At 46.6% G+C, this 24,907-nt stretch carries 27 protein-coding genes; 7 read left to right on the top strand and 20 right to left on the bottom strand.

Features of this window, described 5'->3' with window-relative positions:
* Positions 1-15: 15 nt before the first annotated feature.
* Positions 16-468 (bottom strand): CcdC family protein, encoded by a 453-nt coding sequence (locus KNO99_RS10645; protein WP_074033875.1) that lies wholly within the window; start codon positions 466-468, stop codon positions 16-18.
* Positions 469-487: 19 nt separating this feature from the next.
* Entirely contained in the window at positions 488-1,186 is a 699-nt protein-coding gene (locus tag KNO99_RS10640; RefSeq protein WP_012726450.1) for a cytochrome c biogenesis CcdA family protein, read from the bottom strand.
* A 188-nt stretch (positions 1,187-1,374) separates the two neighbouring features.
* Between KNO99_RS10640 and KNO99_RS10635 the strand changes: the two genes are divergently transcribed.
* The gene (locus KNO99_RS10635) at positions 1,375-1,557 is read left to right on the top strand and encodes an aspartyl-phosphate phosphatase Spo0E family protein (protein ID WP_074033196.1); all 183 of its coding nucleotides are present in this window, start codon (positions 1,375-1,377) and stop codon (positions 1,555-1,557) included.
* A gap of 77 nt (positions 1,558-1,634) precedes the next feature.
* Here the strand turns inward: KNO99_RS10635 and KNO99_RS10630 are convergent, their stop codons facing one another.
* The 7 genes from KNO99_RS10630 to KNO99_RS10600 all read right to left on the bottom strand — a co-directional run bounded on the left by KNO99_RS10630 (position 1,635) and on the right by KNO99_RS10600 (position 9,067).
* The gene (locus KNO99_RS10630; protein ID WP_214748272.1) at positions 1,635-3,398 is read right to left on the bottom strand and encodes an ABC transporter ATP-binding protein; all 1,764 of its coding nucleotides are present in this window, start codon (positions 3,396-3,398) and stop codon (positions 1,635-1,637) included.
* On the bottom strand, positions 3,388-5,142 hold the full coding sequence (locus KNO99_RS10625; protein WP_214748305.1) for an ABC transporter transmembrane domain-containing protein: 1,755 nt from the start codon (positions 5,140-5,142) through the stop codon (positions 3,388-3,390). The genes KNO99_RS10630 and KNO99_RS10625 overlap by 11 nt, the downstream gene beginning before the upstream one ends.
* Before the next feature lie 125 nt (positions 5,143-5,267).
* Positions 5,268-5,501 carry a YneF family protein gene (locus KNO99_RS10620; RefSeq protein ID WP_012726454.1) on the bottom strand — a complete coding sequence of 78 codons (234 nt, stop codon included), beginning with the start codon at positions 5,499-5,501 and terminating at the stop codon, positions 5,268-5,270.
* Positions 5,502-5,626: 125 nt separating this feature from the next.
* Positions 5,627-7,618, bottom strand: a complete 1,992-nt coding sequence (gene tkt, locus KNO99_RS10615) for a transketolase (protein WP_214748269.1) — start codon at positions 7,616-7,618, stop codon at positions 5,627-5,629.
* Positions 7,619-7,817: 199 nt separating this feature from the next.
* Positions 7,818-8,051 (bottom strand): DUF896 domain-containing protein, encoded by a 234-nt coding sequence (locus tag KNO99_RS10610; protein WP_074033199.1) that lies wholly within the window; start codon positions 8,049-8,051, stop codon positions 7,818-7,820.
* Positions 8,052-8,111: 60 nt separating this feature from the next.
* Positions 8,112-8,756 carry a YneB family resolvase-like protein gene (locus tag KNO99_RS10605; RefSeq protein WP_074033881.1) on the bottom strand — a complete coding sequence of 215 codons (645 nt, stop codon included), beginning with the start codon at positions 8,754-8,756 and terminating at the stop codon, positions 8,112-8,114.
* 71 nt (positions 8,757-8,827) lie between these two features.
* Complete coding sequence (locus KNO99_RS10600; RefSeq protein ID WP_214748267.1) at positions 8,828-9,067, bottom strand: hypothetical protein; 240 nt, start codon at positions 9,065-9,067, stop codon at positions 8,828-8,830.
* Between the two features lie 203 nt (positions 9,068-9,270).
* Between KNO99_RS10600 and lexA the strand changes: the two genes are divergently transcribed.
* From lexA to KNO99_RS10585, 3 genes are all read left to right on the top strand, one after another.
* The gene (gene lexA, locus KNO99_RS10595) at positions 9,271-9,891 is read left to right on the top strand and encodes a transcriptional repressor LexA (RefSeq protein ID WP_214748264.1); all 621 of its coding nucleotides are present in this window, start codon (positions 9,271-9,273) and stop codon (positions 9,889-9,891) included.
* Positions 9,891-10,331: a metal-binding protein gene (locus KNO99_RS10590; protein ID WP_214748261.1), complete on the top strand. Its 441-nt coding sequence runs from the start codon at positions 9,891-9,893 to the stop codon at positions 10,329-10,331. Before lexA ends, KNO99_RS10590 begins: the two co-directional genes overlap by 1 nt.
* Positions 10,332-10,527: 196 nt before the next feature.
* A complete protein-coding gene (locus KNO99_RS10585; protein ID WP_214748258.1) occupies positions 10,528-11,403 on the top strand; it encodes an AraC family transcriptional regulator in 876 nt (291 codons plus the stop codon).
* Positions 11,404-11,510: 107 nt separating this feature from the next.
* Here KNO99_RS10585 and glnA read toward each other — a convergent pair whose 3' ends face one another.
* From glnA to hflX, 4 genes are all read right to left on the bottom strand, one after another.
* A complete protein-coding gene (gene glnA / locus KNO99_RS10580; protein ID WP_214692727.1) occupies positions 11,511-12,851 on the bottom strand; it encodes a type I glutamate--ammonia ligase in 1,341 nt (446 codons plus the stop codon).
* A 47-nt stretch (positions 12,852-12,898) separates the two neighbouring features.
* Complete coding sequence (locus tag KNO99_RS10575; RefSeq protein ID WP_074033204.1) at positions 12,899-13,303, bottom strand: MerR family transcriptional regulator; 405 nt, start codon at positions 13,301-13,303, stop codon at positions 12,899-12,901.
* 92 nt (positions 13,304-13,395) lie between these two features.
* On the bottom strand, positions 13,396-14,694 hold the full coding sequence (locus tag KNO99_RS10570) for a methionine gamma-lyase family protein (protein WP_214748255.1): 1,299 nt from the start codon (positions 14,692-14,694) through the stop codon (positions 13,396-13,398).
* Positions 14,695-14,696: 2 nt separating this feature from the next.
* On the bottom strand, positions 14,697-15,944 hold the full coding sequence (hflX, locus tag KNO99_RS10565; protein ID WP_214748254.1) for a GTPase HflX: 1,248 nt from the start codon (positions 15,942-15,944) through the stop codon (positions 14,697-14,699).
* Between the two features lie 101 nt (positions 15,945-16,045).
* Here hflX and KNO99_RS10560 point away from each other — a divergent pair, with 101 nt between their 5' ends.
* Positions 16,046-17,050: a tyrosine-type recombinase/integrase gene (locus tag KNO99_RS10560; protein ID WP_214748251.1), complete on the top strand. Its 1,005-nt coding sequence runs from the start codon at positions 16,046-16,048 to the stop codon at positions 17,048-17,050.
* A 97-nt stretch (positions 17,051-17,147) separates the two neighbouring features.
* On the opposite strand, the gene KNO99_RS10555 is transcribed toward KNO99_RS10560, so the two are convergent.
* Both KNO99_RS10555 and KNO99_RS10550 read right to left on the bottom strand, forming a co-directional pair.
* Positions 17,148-17,513, bottom strand: coding sequence for a transposase (locus KNO99_RS10555; RefSeq protein ID WP_251131031.1), 366 nt, complete (start codon positions 17,511-17,513; stop codon positions 17,148-17,150).
* Positions 17,506-18,063, bottom strand: a complete 558-nt coding sequence (locus KNO99_RS10550; protein WP_214748248.1) for a GNAT family N-acetyltransferase — start codon at positions 18,061-18,063, stop codon at positions 17,506-17,508. The genes KNO99_RS10555 and KNO99_RS10550 overlap by 8 nt, the downstream gene beginning before the upstream one ends.
* Before the next feature lie 295 nt (positions 18,064-18,358).
* On the opposite strand from KNO99_RS10550, the gene KNO99_RS10545 reads away from it, so the two are divergent.
* Positions 18,359-19,516: an MFS transporter gene (locus tag KNO99_RS10545; RefSeq protein ID WP_214748245.1), complete on the top strand. Its 1,158-nt coding sequence runs from the start codon at positions 18,359-18,361 to the stop codon at positions 19,514-19,516.
* A 32-nt stretch (positions 19,517-19,548) separates the two neighbouring features.
* Here KNO99_RS10545 and KNO99_RS10540 read toward each other — a convergent pair whose 3' ends face one another.
* Together KNO99_RS10540 and KNO99_RS10535 are read right to left on the bottom strand one after the other, a co-directional pair.
* Positions 19,549-20,067 (bottom strand): hypothetical protein, encoded by a 519-nt coding sequence (locus KNO99_RS10540; protein ID WP_214748242.1) that lies wholly within the window; start codon positions 20,065-20,067, stop codon positions 19,549-19,551.
* 14 nt (positions 20,068-20,081) lie between these two features.
* Positions 20,082-20,873, bottom strand: coding sequence for a hypothetical protein (locus KNO99_RS10535; RefSeq protein ID WP_214748239.1), 792 nt, complete (start codon positions 20,871-20,873; stop codon positions 20,082-20,084).
* 88 nt (positions 20,874-20,961) lie between these two features.
* Between KNO99_RS10535 and KNO99_RS10530 the strand changes: the two genes are divergently transcribed.
* The gene (locus KNO99_RS10530; protein WP_214748236.1) at positions 20,962-21,510 is read left to right on the top strand and encodes a DUF4256 domain-containing protein; all 549 of its coding nucleotides are present in this window, start codon (positions 20,962-20,964) and stop codon (positions 21,508-21,510) included.
* Between the two features lie 690 nt (positions 21,511-22,200).
* Here KNO99_RS10530 and KNO99_RS10525 read toward each other — a convergent pair.
* The 3 genes from KNO99_RS10525 to KNO99_RS10515 form a co-directional block, all read right to left on the bottom strand.
* Complete coding sequence (locus KNO99_RS10525; protein WP_214748233.1) at positions 22,201-23,382, bottom strand: glycine C-acetyltransferase; 1,182 nt, start codon at positions 23,380-23,382, stop codon at positions 22,201-22,203.
* Between the two features lie 13 nt (positions 23,383-23,395).
* On the bottom strand, positions 23,396-24,472 hold the full coding sequence (gene tdh / locus KNO99_RS10520; protein ID WP_214748230.1) for an L-threonine 3-dehydrogenase: 1,077 nt from the start codon (positions 24,470-24,472) through the stop codon (positions 23,396-23,398).
* Positions 24,473-24,638: 166 nt separating this feature from the next.
* Positions 24,639-24,899 (bottom strand): stage V sporulation protein S, encoded by a 261-nt coding sequence (locus tag KNO99_RS10515; protein WP_012726477.1) that lies wholly within the window; start codon positions 24,897-24,899, stop codon positions 24,639-24,641.
* Between the last annotated feature and the right edge of the window lie 8 nt (positions 24,900-24,907).

Raw genomic sequence — 24,907 nt, 5'->3', positions numbered from 1 at the left:
GAGCCACTCCATTTTTTACGTGATTGCAATTCGTTTATACTTTTGATACATCGCGATTCGCCATGGGACAATCATCCCCCAGGCAATCAAGTAGAACAATCCACCTGTTGAGAAGATATCGACTTCATGACCGACCCAAACTTTCATTGCCGTACGAATCGCAAGTAGCGCGAACACGACGATAAAAAATGCTTTTGAGCGTGACAAGTATACTTCTCCGTCCCGTTTTTCGAAGTTTGACGTTTTGATGAGGAACAGACTAAAGATTAGCCCGACCGCTAACGCCTCAAGTACTTCGACCCACGACAAACGAAATGCGGGAATCAAGAACTGAATCATCCCGGTCGTCATCGCAAGTGGTGGAATTAAGATTTTTTTTGCATTCGTCGGTTTCGCTGATGCTTTCACACGCACGAAACTCGCCACGATACCCATCAATAACGCAACGAGAGTCGACCCCCATAACATTGACATCTCGGTCAACCCCTTAAAATCCGGTGAATCCGACAAGTTCGCTCATCCAAGCAGCGAAGCGGTTCATCCCGTCAAAATATAATAATACGCCGAATGCCATCATCAGATAGCCCCCGACTTTTGCAACTTTCGCACTGTTACGTGCTAAGTACTTGATCTTGCCTACAAACGCGACCATCACTAAGAATGGAATCGCGAAACCGATGACATACGCCAACATGTAACCGAGACCTTGGCTCGGATTAGTTGCCGCAAGTGCAATCACACCTGCTAAAATCGGACCCGTACACGGCGTCCATCCCGCAGCAAAACCAATTCCGATTAATACGGTTCCAAAATAGCCGCTCTTTCGCTCGCCAATGTCCATCTTCTTTTCGCGCATCATAAATTGCGGTTGCCATAGACCGGCCAAAAAGACGCCGAACACGAAAATTAAAATGGCGCCGAACATCCGCAAACTATCTTTATACTGGATGAAGACGTCTGCAATTAACGAAGTCGATAATCCAAGCACGAGAAAGACAATCGAAAAGCCGAACAAGAACGAAAACGTGTGGAACCAAGCTGTACGCTGTTTCAATCCTTCATTTTTTAATTCAGATACGGAAACCCCTGTAATATACGAGAGAAACACTGGATATAACGGGAGCGTACATGGTGACAAAAACGATAAGACGCCCGCCCCAAATGCGAGCCATAATGTGACTTCCATGACGATTTCCACCTTTCACGACCATTATAGCGAAAACCTATTTAAATTGCTCGAATCTTTTCTTTCAGAACGAAACATCATTTTGTAATTTTTGAAATGGAAATGAAACTTGTCATCTGTAAACGTAGGTGCTAAGATTTGGATATTCTAGTTCGCAAAATTCTAATTTACATGATGGGGGAACGAACGTGGCAGTCACCGCAGCAGATACACTACACCAGGCCATTGAACAGAAACGTGATGAACTGTATAAAATCGCGTCAAAGCACACTTGGACCTCACCAGAAGTCATTTTGGTCAGTCAAGAACTTGACTCTCTCATTACTCGTCATGTCCTATCAAAGCATAAAAAAGATCAGCATTCGAATTGACCTTGATGGCTCGTCACTCTCCGTGGCGAGCTTTTTTTCCATGGAAAAAGGACACCCCAATAGGTATCCCTTCCAATTCAAGACATCAGACGTTGTCCAGACTGTAATTCATACATTTTTTTGTACAGACCGTTTTGCTTCAATAACTGCTGATGATTCCCACGCTCGACGATTTCTCCTCGATGCAGGACTAAAATCAAGTCAGCATCTTGAATCGTTGAAAGACGGTGAGCGATGGCAATCGTTGTACGACCACGGCGCATACGGTCGAGCGCCGTCTGTACGCGTTCTTCTGTCTCCGTATCAATCGAACTCGTCGCCTCGTCGAGGATGAGTACTTTCGGATTACGGGCAACCGTTCGCGCAAATGCGAGCAATTGTCGCTCACCGCCCGAAAATGTCGCGCCACGCTCTCCGACAACATGACCGTACCCGGCATCTAACTTCTCGATGAACGTGTGTGCCTGGACAAACTCAGCGGCTTCACGGGCACGTTCTGAATCGATATTTGGATTGAATAACTTTAAATTTTCTTCAATCGTCCCAGTGAATAGAAACGGATCTTGTAGCACCAATCCGACTTGTTGACGAAGCTCTTGCTCTTCAAATTGTTCGAGTGGCTGTCCGTCAATGGTGATACGACCCGAACCATATGGATAAAAGCGGGTCAACAGGTTGATAATCGAACTCTTCCCACTACCCGTATGGCCTACGAGCGCGACCGTCTCACCAGGTTTTGCAACGAATGAGATTTGCTTCAACACATCGACTTCCCCGTCATAGCTGAACGTCACGTTCTCAAACCGCACTTCACCTTCTGTAATCTCTGCCTCGCCTGGCATTTGCTTTCCTGGTGCCGGCTCGTCTGTATCCAAGATTTTAAAGACGCGGTCTGCCGATACGACAGCTTGTTGGAATTCACTCAATCGCTGCATAATATCGAGAACTGGTCGGAAAATCCGTTCGATATAGCTGATGAATGCGTAGACGACCCCGACTTGTACTTGTTCACTCATCGAGAGCACCCCATAATATCCGAGTAGACCGATAATTGAGAAAGCAAGAAGGAGCTCGATGATTGGGCGTAGCAACATACTGTCGAGCTTTAAGTTTCGATATCGTGCCTCTTGGTGCGCCTCATTCGTCTCTTCGAACTGACGGATGAGCCGCTCCTCTTGACGAAACTGTTGAATAATCCCCATGCCGTTGATCGACTCGTTCAATTGAGCGTTGAGCTGTGACAACAGGTCCCTCACTTGCGCAAAATATTTTGTCGAAAAACGACGATACGCCCAAATGATGAGCCAGAAGAGTGGCAACAAGACGAGCCCCATCGTCGCTAGTGGCGGTTCTAATATGTATAGGAAAATATACGTCCCAATCAATTGAACAGCCGACTGGACAAACGTACTCATCACACCGACGTACAATTCTTTGACCGCCTCGGTATCATTCGTAATCCGTGACACGAGGACGCCAGCTGGTGTTCGGTCGAAATAGGCGAGCCGCATCCCCATGACGTGGCGGAAGATATCCATACGTATGTTTTGAACAATCTTCAACGCAATCTTTTGAAACGAAATCGACTGCAGATAATCAAACACGATTGCGGATACATGAAGAACCATATAGACCGCGAAGAGTGCGATGACCCAGTTCGTCGGGTAGACACCTGGCGTGACGAACTCATCGATGAACACTTTGATTAAAAACGGACCGGCCAATTTGGCACCTGTCGCAATCAACAGGAAGACGAAAGCGATACTGAGCGACTTCCCGTATCGTGTTGCATAACTGAGTAGCCGTTTGATAACCTGCCATTCTTGAACATCATGCTTCATCGTGTCCACCCCCTTCTACAATCGCCTCAAGTTGTTGACGATCGTACGTTTCACGATACCAACCCGTCTCTTGAAGCAATGCGTCATGGCGACCTCGTTGGACGATTTTGCCGTCTTCAATCACGAGAATCTCGTCTGCATGTTCGACAGCTGAGAGGCGATGCGCCACAATCACACGTGCCTGTTCAGGGTTTCCGACACGGAAGTGTTCGATGATCGACTCTTCCGTCTTCGCATCGACTGCAGATAGCGCGTCATCCAAAATCAAGACGTCCGCTTCAGTCATGAGCGCACGCGCGATGGAAATCCGTTGTTTCTGTCCACCTGACAACGTCACACCGCGTTCCCCGACAAGCGTCGCGTATCCTTCCGGTAGCCGGATGATATCCTCATGCACTTCCGCGACTTTAGCCGCCTCGATGATTTCTTCCATGCTCGCATCGGGTCTTCCGAAAGCGATATTGTTCGCAATTGAATCGGAGAACAAGAAATGATTTTGTGGCACGACGGCAATTTTGTCCATCAATAATGATTTTTTCACTTGGCGAATATTGATGCCTCCGATTTTAATCTTTCCGTCTTTCACATCATACTCACGGGTCAACAGACGGACAATCGTCGTCTTACCCGCACCTGTCCTGCCGACAATGCCAATCGTCTTTCCGCGCTCAATCCGAAAATGGACATCACGGAGTACGACGGTTTCGTCATAGGCGAAGTGTCGCACATCGACTTCCACTTCTGAATGTGCAAGTGTTGTCGCGGCCATCCGGTCATCTTGAATCTCCGGTTTGACGGCGAGCATTCGCTCGATTCGATCATATGATGCCCGTCCACGCTCGACAATGTTGAATAACCAACCGAACGCCAGCATCGGCCACGTCAACAGCGCCAAATAGGCTGTGAAACTGACAATTTGTCCGATTGTCAATTCACCTTGTTCAATCAAGACGGCGCCATACCCGACCGAGAGGATATAGGACAAGCCAACAATCCCAAAGATGGTCGGATCATATAGAGCATCAATTTTGGCGACTCGTACGTTTTTTGCCATGACCTCACTCGATAAGTTCTCAAACGAGTCCACGTCTCGGTCGACTTCCCCGGTCGATTTCAAGACACGAACCCCACTGACACTCTCTTGCACTTTGTCATTCAATTCTGAAAATGCTGCTTGGGCGACGCCAAAGCGGCTATGTAACATCTTCCCGTACCGTGTCGTCAGAGCGACCATGATCGGCAGTGGGAGCAAGGCAACGAGTGTGAGCTTCCAACTGATCGTCGTGATCATCGTAATGATGACGAATGTCCCCAACGTCACGCTATCGACGAGTGTCAATATCCCCGCCCCTGCCGTCATCGATACGGCCTGCACATCATTCGTCGCGTGGGCCATCAGGTCGCCAACACGTGACTTTTTGTAAAATCGTTGATCGAGATCGGTAAAGTGCCGATACAGTTGGCTACGTAACATTCTCCCTAGTCGAATCGAAGCGCCGAAGATGAAATAGCGCCAAAAGAAGCGGGCAACATAATTCCCAATCCCGACTGCTGCGAGACCTCCGAGTAACATCCAGAGCGTATTTGAGGAGAGTGAACCACGGTTGATTTCGTCGACGATTCGACCAATGATACGCGGTGGAATCAATTCTAGCCCTGCGACGAATATGAGCAAGACGATGCCGAGTGCATACGTCTTCCATTCGAGACGCAAAAACCAAGACAATTGTTTAAATACACGAATATGAAACGCCCCCTTTGTCTTTATATAAAGATTATTCATTAATCGTAGCGAAAGTTTGTTCGATTGTCTAACAAAAAGAGGAAACAAAAAAAGCACTTCGGATACCGAAGTGCTCTCGTGATTGATTATGATTTCTTTTCGTTTTTCATCTGCACGTTCATGGCGCGCATCACTTGGTTAACTTTCTTCTGTGATGGCTTTTGACCCATTTGCATCATCAACGTACGAATCATATCTTCATTGATTGGCGGGTTCTGTTCAAGGTAGTTCATCATGTATTTACGCGCGATAAAGAATCCGATCGCGATACCCCCGATGAGTGCTGCCACGACAAGAAGAATCCAGAATAATGTACTCAAGGCTTTACCTCCTCTACCATATGAAACATCGTTTTTTACTATACACTAAATTGACCAACTTCGCTAGTCGTCTAGAAAAAAAGTGACGGCCAAACGAATGGCCGTCACAACAATCTAACTTGAGATTAAAGTGATTTTACTGCATTGACGACGTTGTCGACTGACATGCCGTATTCTTTCATGAGGAGGTCCCCAGGTGCAGATGCTCCGAACTTGTCGATTCCGAGTACTTTTCCACCGAATCCTACGTATTTATACCATCCAAGTGTCGCACCTGCTTCAAGTGATACACGCTTCGTGATTGAAGATGGAAGGACAGACTCTTTATATTCAGCAGATTGCGCTTCAAAGAGTTCCCATGATGGCATCGATACGACTGCCGCATTCACGCCTTCAGCCGCAAGCTGCTCACGCGCTTCAACGAGGACGTGTACTTCAGAACCCGTACCGAGCAAGAGGACGTCTGCATCTTTCGATTCACCTGCAACGACGTATGCTCCTTTTGCTGCCGTTTCAACCGATGTGCCTTCGAGCTCTGGCAACGCTTGACGTGTCAAGACGAGGAGTGAAGGTGTCGTTTTCGATGTTACCGCTTGTTTCCAAGCAGCGATTGTTTCTTTCCCATCTGCCGGGCGAAGAACAGATAGATTCGGCATCGCGCGGAAACTCATCAAATGTTCAACTGGCTCGTGTGTTGGGCCATCTTCACCAACTGCAATTGAGTCGTGCGTCAAGATGAACGTTGACGGAAGTCCCATGAGTGCAGCAAGACGAACTGCCGGGCGAAGGTAATCCGAGAAGACGAAGAATGTCGCACCGTAAGGAAGGACGCCGCCGTGAAGTGCCATTCCGTTTACAGCTGCCGCCATTGCGAACTCACGAACACCAAACCAGATGTTACGTCCAGCTGGATCTTCATCGAAGTCCACTGCACCTTTAATCATCGAGTTGTTTGACCCGGCAAGGTCAGCAGATCCACCGAAGAGTGTCGGTACTGCTTTCGCGATTGCGTTTAAAACTTCACCGCTCGTTTGACGTGTTGCTTTTTTCGAACCGATTTCGAATGTTGGCAACTCGCTGTCCCAACCTTCAGGAAGTTCGTTGTTCATCGCACGCACGAACTGCGCACCGAGTTCTGGATGTGCCGCTTTGTACGCTTCTACGAGTTCGTTCCAGTCTGACTCATATTTTGCGCCAGGCTCGACAACTTTCTCGTTGAATAAGTCATATACTTCGTTTGGTACGTAGAATGACTCACCTTCCCATTTATAGAACTGTTTCGTCAATTCGATTTCAGCATCTCCAAGTGGAGCACCGTGTGATGCCGATTTACCTGATTTGTTCGGTGAACCGAATCCGATGACCGTTTTCACTTCGATCAATGTCGGTTTTGACGTTTCAGCTTTCGCTGCATCGATTGCTTTTGCGATCGAATCGATATCTGTTCCGTCTTCGACACGAATGACTTGCCATCCGTACGCGTTGAAACGGTCTTCTACGCTTTCAGAGAACGATTTGTGAAGATCGCCATCGAGTGAGATATCGTTTGAATCGTAAAGAACGACGAGTTTGCCGAGCTTCAAGTGACCAGCGAGTGATGCCGCTTCTGCCGATACACCTTCCATCAAGTCTCCGTCTCCGCAAATCCCGAACGTGTAGTGGTCAACGACGTTGAACTCGTCGCGGTTGTAAGTCGCTTCTAAGTGCTTCTCTGCCATGGCCATCCCGACAGCCATTGCAATCCCTTGTCCAAGTGGGCCCGTTGTCGCATCTACACCAGCCGTATGACGGTATTCTGGGTGACCAGGAGTCTTCGAGTCCATTTGACGGAATGATTTAAGGTCGTCCATCGACAAATCATATCCAGACAAGTGAAGGAGCGAATACAAGAGCATCGATCCATGACCTGCCGAAAGAACGAATCGGTCACGGTTGAACCAGTTCGGGTTTTTCGGGTTGTGACGCATTTTGTCTGTCCAAAGTGTAAACGCCATAGGTGCAGCACCCATCGGCATCCCTGGGTGACCAGAGTTCGCTTTTTGGACCGCATCAATTGAGAGCGTCCGAATCGAGTTAATCGCTAATAATTCTTTAGTAGTTGTTTCCACTAATTTCATCCTCTCTGTGTTAAGAAGGTTTTCTACCCGTCATATTTTATCACACTCATTCGTGTGTCACAACTAATTAATTAGTATAACACATTTAGTGAAATCGTTTCCTTCAATTGCCTTAAAAAAACAGCAATCCGTTCGTCTGATGACCGTTCGTGTATAACAAAAATGCACATCCTATACGAAATAGGATGTGCATTCAGCATCACTCGCCACGATAGCGTTTTTGATCTTCTTTCAACTTCTCTGGTGTGACGTCGTTTCCTTCTGGATCGACGACCTTCATCCCCATCATTTGCGATTTGAACGATTGACGGAACGCCTTCAAATATTCTTGGCGTAAATCTTGTTGTTCGTTCATCTCATCTTGAGACAGTCCTTCTGTCTTCGCTTTGTTGGCGAGGAAATTGATTCGCTCCAATTGTCCTGGTGCTAACATCTGACTCGCCCCCTCTCTAGTGAATTTGTTCTTATACTTTACAAAATCAGAGAGGAAGAATCAAGTTTCAGCTACTGACTGGTGCTCGAGATACCGTCGATTGACGGTCGCTTTCGACACTTCATAACCGAATCCACGGAGTGTTGCCGCAATCTCAGCAAACGTCAACCCGCGCTCGCGCAGTTGGATAATCTCCTCAATCGGCACTTCAATTCGGTGTCGCCCACCTTGATCGTTGTTTTGAATATTGCGCTGTGGGTTGAATCCGTTGGCGACGGCACGGCGCATCCCACGAGAAATTTTAGCGTTGTGAATTTTACGTTGATACTCTTCCACAACACTGACAATTTCTAATACCATTTTTTCGGCATCAGAAACGACATAGTCCGACGTTGATTGCATCGTCAGCAACCGAACGTCATGCTTCATCAATGTGTGCAAGATGGCAATCTTGGCATTTCCTCGTCCCAGACGACTGTCGTCCGTGACAAGTACGGCATCCAAATCAGACATCGACACATGGTCAAGCAAATCAAGGAGCCCCTGTCGATTCACTTCATATCCACTCTCTTGCTCCGTGATGATTTCTATGACTTCTGCCCCTAGTTGCGAAGCCAGATGCTGTAATTCATCGACTTGTCGACTGAGTGATGTCTCTTGGGTGGACTTGTTCGTCGATACCCGACAATAGATGACGACTCGCATCGCATCACTCCCTTTCATCGCATTCATTCCTTACGATACACAGTTCGAGAACGGTTCGCAATGATCAACAATCACTCAGCGGCATACCATTTTGTTTTTCGTTCATGATGCTCTTCTCGTTCTGCCATAATTTGTGCTTCGAGTGATTCCGCTTGGACATAAGCGACTTCTTCTTCAATCGTACGCTCTTCCGTAGTGACGACTGGTTCGACTACTGCCGGTTCCCCTCGCATCTCCCCTGCCAAATAAAAAGCGAACATCCCGACCAAGAGCATCCCGACTAAAATGATTCCGTTAAGTGTGTCTTTCATGATTACATTGCCTCCTGTATAAGAATATATGTTCGTTAGAACGTTTGTTCGTTTATCTGTTCTCATCATAAAACAAGAACCCGTGTTCGGTCAACACAAAAAAACGAACGAATGTTTGTACGCTCATGTGTTCTTGTGTTACACTAGACACATAAAGAATAGGATGCGTTTGCAGGTTATTCGATTACATCGAGGTGAACATAATGAAAAAAATGTCAGCGCGACAACAACAGATTCTTGATTTCATCAAAGACGAAGTTCGGGCAAAGGGATATCCGCCTTCTGTTCGTGAAATTGGAGAAGCCGTCGGCCTTGCTTCTAGTTCGACCGTACACGGTCACTTAGATCGTTTGGAAAAACGCGGGTTGATCCGTCGAGACAAGACGAAACCTCGCGCGATTGAAATTTTGACTGAAGATATGCCGGCAATGGAAGAGCAGGAGTCCGTCATGTACGTACCGGTCATCGGGAAAGTTACCGCCGGGACACCGATTACCGCCATCGAGAACGTGGAAGAACACTTCCCGCTCCCGGCACATATCGTCGGTTCAGATAATGTATATATGTTGTCCGTTTCCGGAGATTCTATGATCAACGCCGGAATTTTGGACGGGGACCGCGTGCTCGTTCGTCAGCAAAGCACCGCCAACAATGGAGAGATTGTCGTCGCCATGACCGATGAGGGCGAGGCGACTGTGAAACGGATTTATAAAGAAGCTTCAAAAGTCCGTCTTCAACCGGAAAACGATGAGTTGGAAGCGATGTATTTTGACAACGTCTCGATTTTAGGGAAGGTCATCGGTGTATACCGGACGATTCATTAATGGCTAGTGGCAAGACCCATACCCGAACGAATCTCGTGGCAACCGGCGCACTTGCGGTTGCCACGCCTTTTATTGACATCGATATTCCGTTCGCATTGATCATCGGTGCGATTATCGGTACACTCTGGCTCTCCCCAGATCTTGACTTAAAATCAGATGCCTATTACCGATGGGGTCCACTTAAATTCATATGGCTCCCATATGTGAAGCTCATGCCGCACCGTTCGCTCTTTTCGCATTTACCTGTTTTGAGTGATCTGATTCGGATTGCGTACATCGGCTTCCCACTCATTCTGCTCTTGCCCTTCACAGCATATGAAACAGAAATCCGGTCGTGGGTGGACGTACACGGCATGTCGTTCTTTTTAGGTCTTGTATTTGCAACGACACTGCACACGACGCTCGACTATACATCGACATTTATAAAAAAAGCATTCTGAACAATTTAAAAGACCACCTGCCGTTTTTCGCGGAGGTGGTCTTTTTTACAGACGAATTCGCAACACATTAGGGTATTCATACCATAATGTGTTGAAGTATGTATTCATTTTTCCTATCCGATAATTCTTGTACTCAAATCATCAAGATACTCAGATGCAATTCCCTTATAGTCGAATTATGAAGGAGGTGATGATGTTGGTAGAAGCGCTAAATGAGTTAATGGAACATATCGAACAGCAATTGACCGAAGAAATTTCAGATTCTGACATCACAAAAATCACCGGGCTCTCTGCCCACCATTTTAAAAGAATGTTTTCGTATATGTCGGGAATAACATTGACTACTTACATCCGAAATCGCCGTCTATCGATTGCGAATGAGGAATTGATTCATGGTTCTAGCGTGACAGATGTTGCATTTCGATATGGTTACCATTCGATCGAAGGCTTCTCGAGAGCATTTCGAGAGTGGTCAGGATTCTTGCCTTCCGAAGTCATGAAGAATCATATACAAAAGTCGTTTCCTCGCTTCACGTTTTATATCGATATCAAAGGAGGAACATCAATGGAATTCAAAATAGAAGAGAAAGACGCATTTCAAATCGTCGGTGTTTCAAAACGTGTCCCTATCCAGTTCGAAGGGATAAATCAAGAAATTGTGGCGTTAGCACAGTCTATAAGTGAACAACAGCGTATGCATATGCGTGAAATGGGAAATCTTTACCCGAACCATGTACTAAATGCATCGTTCAATTTCGATGATGGTCACTTAGAAGAAGAAGGATATTTGACCCATATGATCGGGTTCGCTACGACAAGAGAAGATGTATATGATGACCTAGAACAAATCTCAATTCCGAAAAGCTTGTGGGCTGTCTTCCCGAATTGCGGTCCATTCCCACAAACGCTTCAAGAAACGATGGCTAAAACCTACGCAGAATGGTTGCCATCTTCCGGATATGAACTTCAAGACTTACCAGGGATTACATTTAGTAAAATTGAAATGGGTTATGAGAACGTCTATAGCGAAGTTTGGGTTCCAATCAAGTCAAAAGAGGATAAACAAACATAACAAGAAAGAAATCAATTGAGCGACCGTACACTTAATATTGCAAATAAAGAGCACGGAATGATCTTCAGCTGAAGGTCATTCCGTGCTCTTTTTGCATATCTCTTCTATTAGTAGAGCGTCATGTACTGATCGCGTTCCCACTCCGTTACTTGCATACGGAACATATCCCACTCGATTTCTTTCAATTCGAGGAAGTGTTCGCCGATGTGCTCACCGAGTGATTCCATCACGACTTTGTCCGCACGAAGCACTTCGAGTGCGTCGAAGAGCGTTGCTGGAAGGTCGTCGATCCCGTTCGCTACACGCTCTGGTTTGTCCATCACGTAGATGTTGCTATCGATTGGTTTTGGTGCATTCAAATCTTTTTCGATTCCGTCAAGACCTGAAGCCAAGAGAGCTGCAAGTGCGAGGTACGGGTTCGCTGCTGGGTCAACCGAACGTACTTCGATACGAGTCGAGAGGCCACGTGCTGCTGGTACACGTACAAGTGGTGAACGGTTGCGTGCGCTCCATGCAACGTAGCAAGGTGCTTCGTAACCAGGTACGAGACGCTTGTAAGAGTTCACAGTCGGGTTACATACTGCTGTGAACGCACGAGCGTGCTCCAAGATACCAGCTGTGAACGCGCGAGCTGTGTCTGAAAGTTCCATGTCGCCATTTGGATCGTAGAAGACGTTTGTGTCGCCTTTGAAGAGTGACATGTTCGCGTGCATTCCTGAACCGTTCACTCCAAAGAGTGGTTTTGGCATGAATGTCGCGTGAAGACCATACTTCGCAGCGATCGTCTTAACAACGAGCTTGAACGTTTGGATGTTATCTGCCGTTGTGACAGCATCTGCGTATTTGAAGTCGATTTCGTGTTGTCCTGGTGCAACTTCGTGGTGTGATGCTTCGATTTCAAAGCCCATGTTTTCAAGTTCGATGACGATTTCTTTACGGCAGTTTTCACCGAGGTCAACTGGTGCCAAGTCGAAGTATCCACCTTGGTCGTTGAGTTCAAGTGTCGGACGACCTGATGCGTCTTTCTTGAACAAGAAGAATTCTGGCTCTGGTCCAACGTTGAACGCTGAGAAGCCAAGTTTTTGCATTTTCTCAAGGTTACGCTTGAGTGTACCGCGCGGGTCACCACTGAATGGTGTACCGTCTGGGTTATAAATATCACAAATTAAGCGAGCGACTTTTCCGCTGCCATCTGTCCACGGGAAGACAACCCATGTGTTGAGGTCTGGATATAAGTACATGTCTGATTCCTCGATGCGGACGAATCCTTCGATTGACGATCCGTCAAACATCATCTTGTTATCAAGTGCTTTGTCCAATTGGCTGATCGGTACCTCGACGTTTTTGATTGTTCCGAGGATATCCGTGAATTGAAGACGAATAAAGCGTACGTCTTCCTCTTGTGCGATGCGTTTAATGTCTTCTTTTGTGAACGTTTTTCTGGCCATGGTAAAATGTCCCCTCTCACATTGTGTAATGGTTGATGTGTGCGGCGTTATCGATAAAAACGTGAAAGCTCGCCTTGAATGAGCGACGTCTTATTGAAACGACCGGCTTCTTGAAGCTGTGTTTTCAACAAATGATGTAACTCTTTTTCCGAAACCTTTGGTGCTTCATTGACCGGTGCGGCCGGAGCAGACGTTTCCGCTTCTTTTTCACCTTCTTGCTCTAACATGTGGCGAATTGCCGCCAAATTAAAGCCTTGGTCAATGTAATCCTTGATTGCGAGTAGACGTTCGACATCATTAAAGGAATAAAGCCGTCGTTTCGATTCCGTCCGACTAGGCGAAATCAGACCCTGTTCTTCATAATACCGAATCTGTCTACCAGTCAGTTGCGTCAGATCTTGGACGATTCCAATCGGAAACAACGGGTTGGAGCGACGAAATTGATCAGCCATCCTTACCCCTCCTTTTCTGTCTCACAATGTGAGAATAATACATGACAACAATCCTGTCAATAGATGTTAAGAAAGTTAACATGACAGAACGGTTACAAATGTGCTTGTTGATTTTGGTCGTTAAATTCGACCAGTCCTTTATCGTGTAATTGGCTCAACGCCAACATAAGCGCGACTTTCACATGAGCATACGTCAGACCACCTTGAACATACGCTGTGTATGGTGCCCGGAGTGGTCCATCCGCTGACAGCTCGATTGATGAACCTTGGATGAACGTCCCTGCTGCCATGATGACATCATCCTCATATCCAGGCATATAGGCCGGAACGGGTAACGCATGAGCGTTTACCGGTGATGCCATTTGGATGCTTTGACAAAACGCGATCATCTTCTCACGGTCGCGGAACGTCACTGACTGAATCAAGTCCGTTCTTGGAGTCGAATAATGTGGGTCAGTCTCAAATCCAATCAACGATAAAAGGCTTGCCGTCAAGTGTGCCCCTTTCAATGCCTGTGCGACAGTATGAGGAGCCATATAAAAGCCCTGATACATTTCTTGAAGCGAATAGAGTGATGGTCCGGCTTCACTCCCGATACCTGGAGTCGTCATCCGGAACGAACAACGTTCAATCAGTTCTTTCGTCCCTGCGATATACCCTCCCGTCTTCGCCAACCCGCCTCCTGGGTTCTTAATCAAGGAACCCGCCATCAAGTCGGCTCCGACGTGCGTCGGTTCAATTGTCTCGACAAATTCACCGTAGCAATTGTCCACGAACACATACACATGCGGATGCGCCGCTTTGATGCGTTCAATGGCGATCTTGATTTCTTCGACTGGAATGCTGCGACGATTCGCATATCCTTTCGAGCGCTGAATCCCGACGAGTTTCGTCTCCGGACGAATCCGTTCGATGACGCGGTCGATGTCGATTTCACGTTCTTCCTTTAATTCGACAGTATCATAGTGGACACCAAGCTCTTTTAATGAGCCGCGACCGTCCCCACGGATGCCGACGATTTCCTCGAGCGTGTCATATGGCTTCCCTGTGATATACAGCAATTCGTCACCTGGTAGAAGGACACCGAACAAGGCAATCCCGATTGCATGCGTACCCGAGATGATTTGCGGTCGGCATAATGCAAGCTCTGCTCCGAACACGTCTGCATAAATCGACTCGAGCGTGTCACGACCGAGATCATCATATCCATACCCCGTCGTCGGATTAAAATGGAAATCCGATACTTTGTGCTTTTTAAACGATTCGAGAACACGATACTGGTTGAACTCAGCCGTCTCTTCAATCTTCTCAAAAAATGGTTTCACTCGTGCCTCGGCCATTTTCACATACGGCGCGAGTGCATCATAATGTTCAATCTTTTCTTGCCACATACTTACACCTCAAATTGTTTTAGCGTCGCATATAGACGCGTGTCTTCTCTCATATAGCCTACCAACTCGACAGAACCGTCATCCAAGAATTTTTCTTCAAGACGGTACATCGCCTCTTTGGCTGGGTGGTAATGTTCAAAAGCCGTCACCGGTAAGACGACGTGGACTTTTGTTAAAATGTCCGAGATTTTATTTTCGAGTGCACCAGTCAACTGTTCGATGTCTTCTGATGCGATCGCAGAGATCAACAGCGGTCCACCGACGAAGTCTTCTGTGAGCCGGTCTTTCTTATTATATACCTCGAGTTGTGGGACCTCACTCGCACCGAGTTCTTCCAATACCGCATTCGTTGTATCGATTTGGTTCAAATAATGTGGGTTCGATGCATCGATGACGTGGAGGATCAAATCGGCACCGACCACTTCTTCCAAAGTCGAACGGAAAGCGGCAACGAGTTTCGTCGGTAAATCACGAATAAATCCGACCGTATCGGTAATCAACACTTTTCCACCGCGTGGAAGTTCGAGTTCACGCGTCAACGGGTCAAGTGTTGCGAACAACTCATCCTGTTCATACGTATCTGCATCCGTCAATCGATTAAAGATTGTCGACTTCCCAGCATTCGTATACCCGACGAGCGCGACCTGGAAGACGCGATTTTCTTTCCGACGTTCCCGGTAGCGATCTCGGTGTGCGACCGTTCCTTCGAGTTGTTTCGTAATCTCATCGATGCGACGCTTGATGTGGCGACGGTCCGACTCAAGTTTTGTCTCACCCGGTCCACGAGTCCCGATTCCACCACCGAGTCGCGAGAGCTGTGTCCCTTGTCCGATGAGACGTGGTAGTAAATAGTTCATCTGCGCGAGTTCGACCTGCAATTTCCCTTCGCGCGATTGCGCACGGCTCGCAAAGATATCTAAGATGAGCTGTGTACGGTCAATCAGCTTCATCTCATCCGGGTCGTTCAAGGCGATGCGAATGTTCTTCGACTGCGCCGGTGTCAACTCGGCGTTGAAGATTAACAAATCCGGCTCGAACTGTTCGACGAGCATCGCGAGCTCCTCAATTTTCCCTTTCCCGATAAAGGTACGACGGTCGACTTGTTGACGTTTCTGGTCGAGTCGTGCGACGACTTCACCTTGCGCCGTGTCCACGAGTTCGACGAGCTCGCCCATCGACTGTTCATATGTCCAATCATCGACATTCGGTAACTGACAGCCGACGATGACAACTTTTTCACGTTCTATCATGTAATCCCTCATTCCATAAAGTCTCACCTTTCATCTTACCACGAATCAACGTATAGAGAACGTCCGTTTGTGGTAGGATAAAAGAAGAAGGAGGCTCGACCATGACGAAACGTAGAAAAGACTATCCGCTCCCGGAATTTATCGAAACATACTTGTATCATCTCGGAGCAAGCGGCCGTCAACCCTCGACGCTAAAACGATATCGCTACGACTTGATTGACGTGCATAAATACTTTCACGACCACAATGTCGAACTGAACGAACCGACGGACTGGTTAGACGTCCCCATCGAATCGTGGAAGACGTTTGTGAATGACTTTTTAATCGAAGAGAAGCACTATCAACAGGCGACCGTCGCTCGAATCGTCACGGTCATTAATAGCCTGACCCACTTTTTAAATCCGCTTCGGAAGAAGATGCTTGCCTACTCGCAGCCGGCACATACGTTATCCATCGACCAAATCGCACTCGAGTCTGAATTCAATCGTCTTGTTCATACGATTCGTTCGACGAGGGGCTTGAGCGAGAATCAGTTGCAAGCCCATCCTTATCTTGTCAATCGTAACGAACTGATTGTGACGCTCTTCTATAAATACGGCTTGCGCGTCCATCACATCATTCGTTTGCGTATGAGCGACCTGCATCTGGCTGATCACACCTTTGACGTGTATGACCGTCTCGGGAACCAGTTCACGTTGAAGCTCTCGCAAGAAGACCAATCGTTACTCATGAACTACCTAGCTGACATCCCGACACCGGTGCGACCACGCTGGTACTCGGAAGATCCAGTCTTCGTCTCATTTGATTTCGCGCGAATGACGTTCCGCTGGGTGTATGCGAAGAATCAACCGAAGCAATTGACGATCGTCATGATCACGAAGATGATGCGACAGCTAAATGAACGGAGCGGACTCGCACGATCGGTCACCCCGTCAATGCTTCGAAACGCCCATGTGTTAAAAACGTATGCAACCGATATGACTCCATCTGAGCGAATGAACGTCACGTGTATGCATAAAGAATCTTCCTTACGTCGCTATGAACAGGCGTATGAAGAATTCGGTACTGAATTGTTCGAGTCAGACGAAAGACCCGCCCTCTCGTGAAGGACGGGTCTTTGTCATGTAACTCAAGAATCTAGTGGAAAATACGAAGCCACTTCAAATCGATCGTTAGAATCATCATATAACTCAATATAATATCTTATCTTCTATTCTCCTCGTCATTGCCATCCAAGTTCAATTCGACCAATTCTAAGAATGAGTCCTGCAATTCATTCTTTGTATCTTGTGAGTCTAGCAATAACTTAGGCTCGAGCTCGCTATCATTTAGTGTGGAACTTCCGTCAATAATCCCTAGCATATGAGAGACTGTATCAATCATGATTTGTTCCATCATCTTTAATAAGATTTCCTTTTCTTCTGGATTAGAGTTTTGATATAAATTCCAAAACGCATCCATGTTTGAATCCACTTCTACCGTCTCATACATTTCTTTATATTCATCGATTCCTTCTCTGATCACAGTGTCATAGATTGCCCTAACAAATTCTTGATTCACGTCAGTCATTATTTCCTCTCCATTCATCCTGAAGCAACCCATAAACAACATGATCAACATAACGATCATACAGCCATTCTGCATCTCGAATGAGCCCTTCTTCCCTAAAGCCAAGTCGTTCCGGGAGTGCACGACTCTTTACATTTTCAGTCGCAACTCGAATCTCAATCTTATTTAGTTTAAGGTCTCGGAATCCGTACTCGATGATGGTCTCGAGCGCTTGACTCATGATTCCATTACCTTGAAACTCTTGTCCGAGCCAGTAACCAATTGTACCGCATTGAATCCCACGATTGATTTCGTTAAATCCGATTGTCCCGGCAAGCACGCCTTTATAGATCACAGCGAATGATTTTGGGAATCCACCCGTCTCAATCAGCCCTTTGATTCGTCCTTCTATGTTCCGCTTCGAGTCTTCCACTGATTCAATGTAGTCAAGCCAACCGAGCCACTCTCGTAGATAAGGCTTCGATGCCATCGTCAGTTCAAACAGTGCGTCTGCATCGTTTACATTAAACATTCTAAGTGTGATATCGTTATTTAATTTATATTCAAGCATTTTTACCTCATCCTTCTCACTTATCAAAATATGTATCATTTTATATCAACTTTAAATAATATTCGTCACTTCAACTTCAAAAGGGGATGTTGTGGTTACTCTTTTAAGTAAACCATAAAATCAACTCCGCATATTCAATTCTCCATCTCACAAATACAATTTTACCCATACGATAAGTTTACAGAATTCATCAAATTTTGTATAATTATTTTTATATTATTTTATGAAGAGGTGAAAATGTGTAAAAACGATTCGTCCACCCTACCTAATTGAATAGATTCGGAGGAGATTTGTGATGAAATCGTTTTATACACTGCTCGTTAGCCAATGGCTCGCCAATATTGGCGATGTCCTATACATCGTCGCGCTCATTGCCTCGTTGTATCAACAAACCGGTTCCGCTCTCATGGCGGCCAGCTTCCCGATTGCCGTGACTGCCGGTATGACACTCAGCGGACTCTTTTTCGCCCGTATCCTCAGCCGCTACTCGCTAGGGAAAACGCTCGTCCTGTCACAACTGATGAAGACGGTCACCCTTGTTCTCGTTCTCTTCACGGATTCGATTCTAGTTCTCGGTCTTGTCGTGTTGATCGCTTTCCTCGATGGGTTCGCACGTCCCATCCAAGCATCATTCATCCCAAGATTGACGACGAATCGTCAACAAGCGAACAGCCTCGTGCAAGGGTCCAATCAGTTCATCCAACTCGCGATGTGGCCACTCGGGACGATGCTCGTCTCTCTCACGTCGAGCACCATTGCGTTAATCGTTTCCCTCGTCCTCTTCGTTCTTTCCACGATTGTGACAATTTACTTCGATCAATCGCTTGCGGAAGACGTCGTCGATGATGTAACGGATGAATCGATTACCTTACGCGCCAGTCTTACTTATGTAAGAACGTCACCATTCGCCCGTCGTGTGACATGGTTTGTGACGTATGAATCATTTGTCAGCACGCTCTGGATTTCAGCGTTGCTTCTCGTCTATCTCGAGCGACATCTACAAGTCGATACAGGCTGGTGGGGGACGCTCAACGCAGCATTTTTAATCAGTATGATTGCGGTGAGCGCCTACCTTTATCGGTCACGACAAGCGCCCTCGTTATCATCGACCGCCATCTTATCCATTGTCGCCGCCCTCTTGTTCGGCATGACTGCACATCTCGCCTTTGCAATTTTGGCGCTAGTGATTCAAGGCGCAGCGACACAAATTCGCATCATCCAGACGAACACCGTCATTCAAGAACAGATTCCGGCTACACAGCTTCCTTATGTATATAGTGTGCAACAGACAGGATACGCCCTTGCATTCAGTGTGGGGAGTTTACTGTTCGGACTTCTTGCGGACGGACTACCGATTGATTCGGTTTACCTTCTCGGAGCATTCTTGACACTTCCGTTGATATGGATCGGGCGATTAACAGAACAGTCCATCTTGACCGTATCATCTGTATAAGTAACAGGCGCCTTCTCAAAGAGAGGGCGCCTTTATGTATAGAACTTTCCACCAAAATATATGGTTGGACTCCCTTTTCGAATACAATCGAGTGAAAGCACAGATGCAATGGTCGGTTCCGAAAGCGTGATGATTTCTAGAACTGAGTTCAGCCCACAAATGCGATAGTGCGTGAAGATTGTTGAGTCATCATGTATCACTTCCCAAAATGAGAAACGCGTTCGTTTCAAAAAATCCAAATATCCGGATTGCTCGAATCGCTTGATTTGTGACCCCCCAAACTCATCTGACGGTTCATCCATGATTCCATCCGCAAATGACTCTTGAATAGTCTCTAAGTAGATCACGTCTTCAAAACATAGTTTTACATTGATCACTTCTCGCTGGGAATGAACTCCACCAACTTCGACCCGTTCACGGAATCTCGTGTTTCGCTTCTTCTGGTGATCGAGTAACTGTAATTGAAAAGTAAGACGGCTCGATCCTAAATCATGTTGAAAATCAAACACGTGCATCATACCGTGATAGAAGAATAAATCTTCGAACTTCATTGTCATCCCCCCTTTTAGTCAATTTCGTATTGAAACACTCCGACGCCATAGCCACGTTTCAAATCTCCTAAAATAAAAAGTGACAGAATACACGCTTCGGTCTTAATCAAAAAACGAATTCCATCTATTTCTCCACTTGCCTCAATCATCGTAACCAATTGAAGAAGTTCAACATCAGATACATTTGAAAAATTACAGGTCATCATATAGTCATTCGACCACATCCATTTTTCATTATGTTCAATACTGTACTCACACTTTGTCTGATCTGCCCATTTTTTGAGATCAGATAGAAATCGATTTTTCTTCGAAACTGTCTGAAATGAAGAGACGTTCAGTGATTTGACTAGTCGCAAGAGGAATGTGGCAGATGACTTTACTTTCGGCAACCCAAATTCCCTCCAATGACTATCCGATGGTAATTTATACAAGTCTTCACTCTTCAGTGAATACGAATCAGGATCATGAAAGTCGTGACTATGAGCACATAAGAAATCAACAGTCGAGATACTTTGTTCATTTGGATAATCGACTCGTGCATGTGTTGAATAGATCGCACGACGATACGGATCATACAAAAAGAGAAGCTGTCCCTCTATATAAACGCCCAACGGCAAGGTCAAGTCAACGTACCGAAGTCGTCCTAATTGTGACTTTGTGACAATCACGTCAAGTTCACAATAGTCTGTGACTCGATACGAACCGACAGGCAATCGACTCAAATAGTCTGTTTTCAATGTGAACAGATCCATTGTCTGAAATACATTCACTTTTAGATGCTCAACGTATATTTCATCAAAATTCAAATTAGATTCCCCTTTCTCACAATGGATAAGACAAACTGTAGCGATTCATATCGTATACTAAAAGAAACAATTGATCGGAGTGATTCTCATGTCGAAGCTTTCACACGAAGAAACCCTAGAATTACTTAATACCCTCGAGTCTCGATTCACTGAAAACGTTGAACGTCATCCTGACCTCATCTGGTCAGACGTATTGGAACGAATTCAAGTTAATCAGGACAAGTTGGCTACACTCTCCTTAATGGAACAGACAGGAGGCGAACCCGACGTGATACGTCTAGCTAACGGAGATCTCGCTTTTTGCGACTGTTCAGTCGAGAGTCCGAGTGGTCGACGAAGTCTCTGTTATGACGAACCAGCTCTTGAGGCACGTAAAAAGAATAAGCCCATCGGAAGCGCGGTCGCCTTATCTGAACAGATGGGCATCACCCTTCTCGACGAAGAAATATACCGACATTTACAAACGCTCGGTCAATTCGATTTGAAGACCTCGAGTTGGATTCTGACACCGAATGAGATTCGTCAAAAAGGTGGCGCCCTGTTCTGCGACCGCCGTTATGATCACACCTTCGTCTATCACAATGGTGCAGACTCTTATTATGCGGCTCGAGGATTTAGAGGAATGATCACGATTTAAGCAAGGCAATGCGCCTTGCTTCTTTTTTATCGGAATAACCAACTAAGGAATTGCGGAATATACATGATGAAAAACAAACTGACAGGAATCATTGCAAGTAATCTTAACACCCACATAATTCTACTTTTTAACTTCCGAGAGTAGAACAACAATGCACCAAACGTAATCGCATTCGCTGTCAAATTCGGTTCTTCTATCCCGTTCTCAATCCATTGATTGAAAAAAACCTTCCATCCAGGAAAGGATTCGAGGGCGAACGACTCATCGAAACTCGGTGTAAGGTTGTATTTCAGCCTCACAAACCAGGCTCCTATATAGACAGAGATGAATAAGAGCGCGTAGCACATTAGTACAACGTTCCACATTTTCTCTTTCCAACCCTCACTCCGAAAGTACAAGACATATATCACAATCATGACGCTAAAGATCACATTTATGATGAATGGTGGTGAAATCGTTAGAATGGAAAACGTCTCTCGATCTAACACCATTCCCACTTGAAATATTACTTGCTGAAACATAGCTTTTCCTCGCTCTTTTTGATTTATAAAAATCTAATAATACGGTAATTGAAATATCAAAGAAAATGCTACATTTCTCGTTTACCCTATCTATGCTCTATCTGAATATAATCGATTTCGTGTACAGATCCCATCAAAAAACTGCAGACAGATTGTCTGCAGTCCTCGTTTATGCGTGTAGTGTCACATTCAATTCTTCTGCGACTGTTTTGAACGCCTCAAGTGCACGTTCGAGGTCATCTCTTGTGTGCTCCGCTGTGACGATGGTCCGGATGCGTGCTTTTCCACGCTCGACCGTTGGGAAAGCGATACTCTGAGCGAATACGCCATGCTCTTTCAATTTGTCTGAGAACGTATGCGCAAGCGTCTCTTCGCCAAGCATGACCGGGGTGATTGGTGTCGTCGCATGTCCGATATCGAAGCCGAGGTCGCGTAGTCCGTTCTTGAAGAATTCCGTGTTCGCCCACAACTTATCGAACAACTCTTCTTCCTCTTTCATGACACGGATCGCTTCACGGTTCGCCGCTACGACTGCCGGTGGATGTGATGTCGAGAAGAGGAACGGACGACCTTTATGGATCAAGTAATCGCGTACGTCTTGTGAACAGGCAACATACCCGCCTAAGACACCGATTGCCTTCGAGAGCGTCCCGACCTGTAACGCGACACGTCCGTCTAAACCGAAGTGGTTGACCGTTCCGCGACCGTTCTTCCCGAGAACGCCAGATGCGTGCGCATCATCAACCATGACAGCAGCGTCATATTTCTCTGCAAGTTCGACAATCGCCGGAAGTGGTGCGATGTTCCCGTCCATCGAGAACACACCGTCCGTTACGACGAGACGTGTCCGATAATCTTGTGTTTCTTTTAATGCCTTCTCCAAGTCTTCAAGGTCGACGTGCTTATAAATGCGTCGCGCTGCTTTCGTAAGACGAATCCCGTCGATAATCGACGCATGGTTGAGTGCGTCACTGATGACGACATCTTCCGGTCCGAGAAGTGCAGACAAGACCCCAAGGTTCGTCGCAAATCCTGATTGGAAGACGAGTGAGGCTTCCGTATGTTTGAACTCGGCGAGTTCGCGCTCAAATGCTTCGTGCATCTCGAACGTACCGGCAATCGTCCGGACCGATCCTGTTCCTGCACCGTACTGTTCGACCGCTTCAATCGCTGCATGCTTCAAACGTGGATGGTTCGCTAGTCCGAGATAGTTGTTTGATGACAGCTGGACGAGTGACTTCCCGTCAATTGTCACTTCGTTCCCTTGTGCCGATTCGAGTGGGACGAGCTTACGGAACGTCCCCTGTTCTTTCATCTCATTGATTGCTTCTGTAATATGTTCAAATGCCATGTTGTTTCCCCCTTTAAGGTAGTAAGACGACTTTCCCACATTTCCCTGCCCGCATGAGTTCGAACCCTTTTTCGAACTCCTCGAGCTTGAAAACGTGCGTAATAATCGGTTCGACATTCAACTGACCTGTCGCGAGCATCGTCGAGACTTGGCCCCACGTCTCGTACATCTTCCGTCCTGTAATCCCTTGGACACGGACGCCTTTGAAAACGACATCACGCGTGAGGTCGATGGCGACCGGACGAGCAGGGAGTGACAGGACGTTGACATCCCCGCCTGCCGTGACCATTTTGAACGCCTGATCGATGGCAATCGGATGACCGCTCATCTCGCAGACGACATCGATTCCGTCTCCATCCGTCTCACGTTCAATCAATTCGAGAGGATTCTCTTCTAAACTGTTGATGACGACATCTGCCCCCATCTCTTCTGCGAGCTTTAAACGATACGGATTGACATCAATCGCATAGACACGACTCGCGCCAGCTGCTTTGGCAACGCCAACGGCCATGAGTCCGATCGGTCCACATCCGACGATGGCGACCGATTTGGCAGACACGTCACTCGCTAGCACCGTGTGTACCGCGTTTCCGAGCGGTTCTTGAATGGATGCCAATTTGGCCGGCATCGTTTCTGGGTTCACCCATAGGTTCTCTTCAGGCATAACGACGTACTCTGCAAAACAACCTTGCGTGTCCACACCGATGATTTTTGTATTTTTACAGATGTGATACTGTCCACGCAAACATTGTTTACACTGATGGCAGACGATATGCGTCTCAGCGGATACGGTCTGTCCGATTTTGATGCGTTTCGTCCCTTCCCCGAGTGCCACGACTTCTCCCGAAAACTCATGACCGAATACATATGGTGGTTTGACGCGGCTCTGTGACCATTCATCCCACTCATAGATATGAACATCGGTCCCGCAAATCGATGTCGCTTTGACTTGAATGAGTACTTCTCCAGGCCCTGGCGTCGGAACCGGTACCTCGACCAGTTTTGCCCCAAAACCGGCCGTGTGCTTTTGAATCGCTTTCATTACTGGTGTCGTTGTTTCCTTCTCTGTGGTTGACACGAGTTGTTCCATTGAAAACGTCCCCCTCTTGTCTCTTATGATCGAACGATACGTTCTTTATCATCTTGTCATAAAATGACGAAACTGAGAAGACGGAACGTCCATTTTCCACAAAAAAAGAGGAGCCATCCGCGCCGATGGCTCCTCTTCACAAGAATAGGACCTATGTCCCGACCGCTCATCGTGGCTCAATGATGAGCTTGATGGCAGTACGTTCCTCTCCGTCAATCATAATATCGGTAAAGGCTGGAATGCAAATCAAATCGAGACCGCTTGGCGCGACGAAGCCTCTGGCGATCGCGACGGCTTTGATGGACTGATTCAGCGCACCTGCCCCAATCGCCTGTATCTCACACGTTCCTTTTTCACGTAGCACACCCGCTAAAGCACCCGCAACGGAGTTAGGGTTCGATTTTGCCGAAACTTTGAGTACGTCCATTCTTGTTT

Origin of the sequence: Exiguobacterium sp. s189 (assembly GCF_018617615.1) — a bacterium.
Lineage (GTDB): Bacteria > Bacillota > Bacilli > Exiguobacteriales > Exiguobacteriaceae > Exiguobacterium > Exiguobacterium aestuarii_A.
This window is presented reverse-complemented; position numbering and strand designations above follow the sequence as displayed.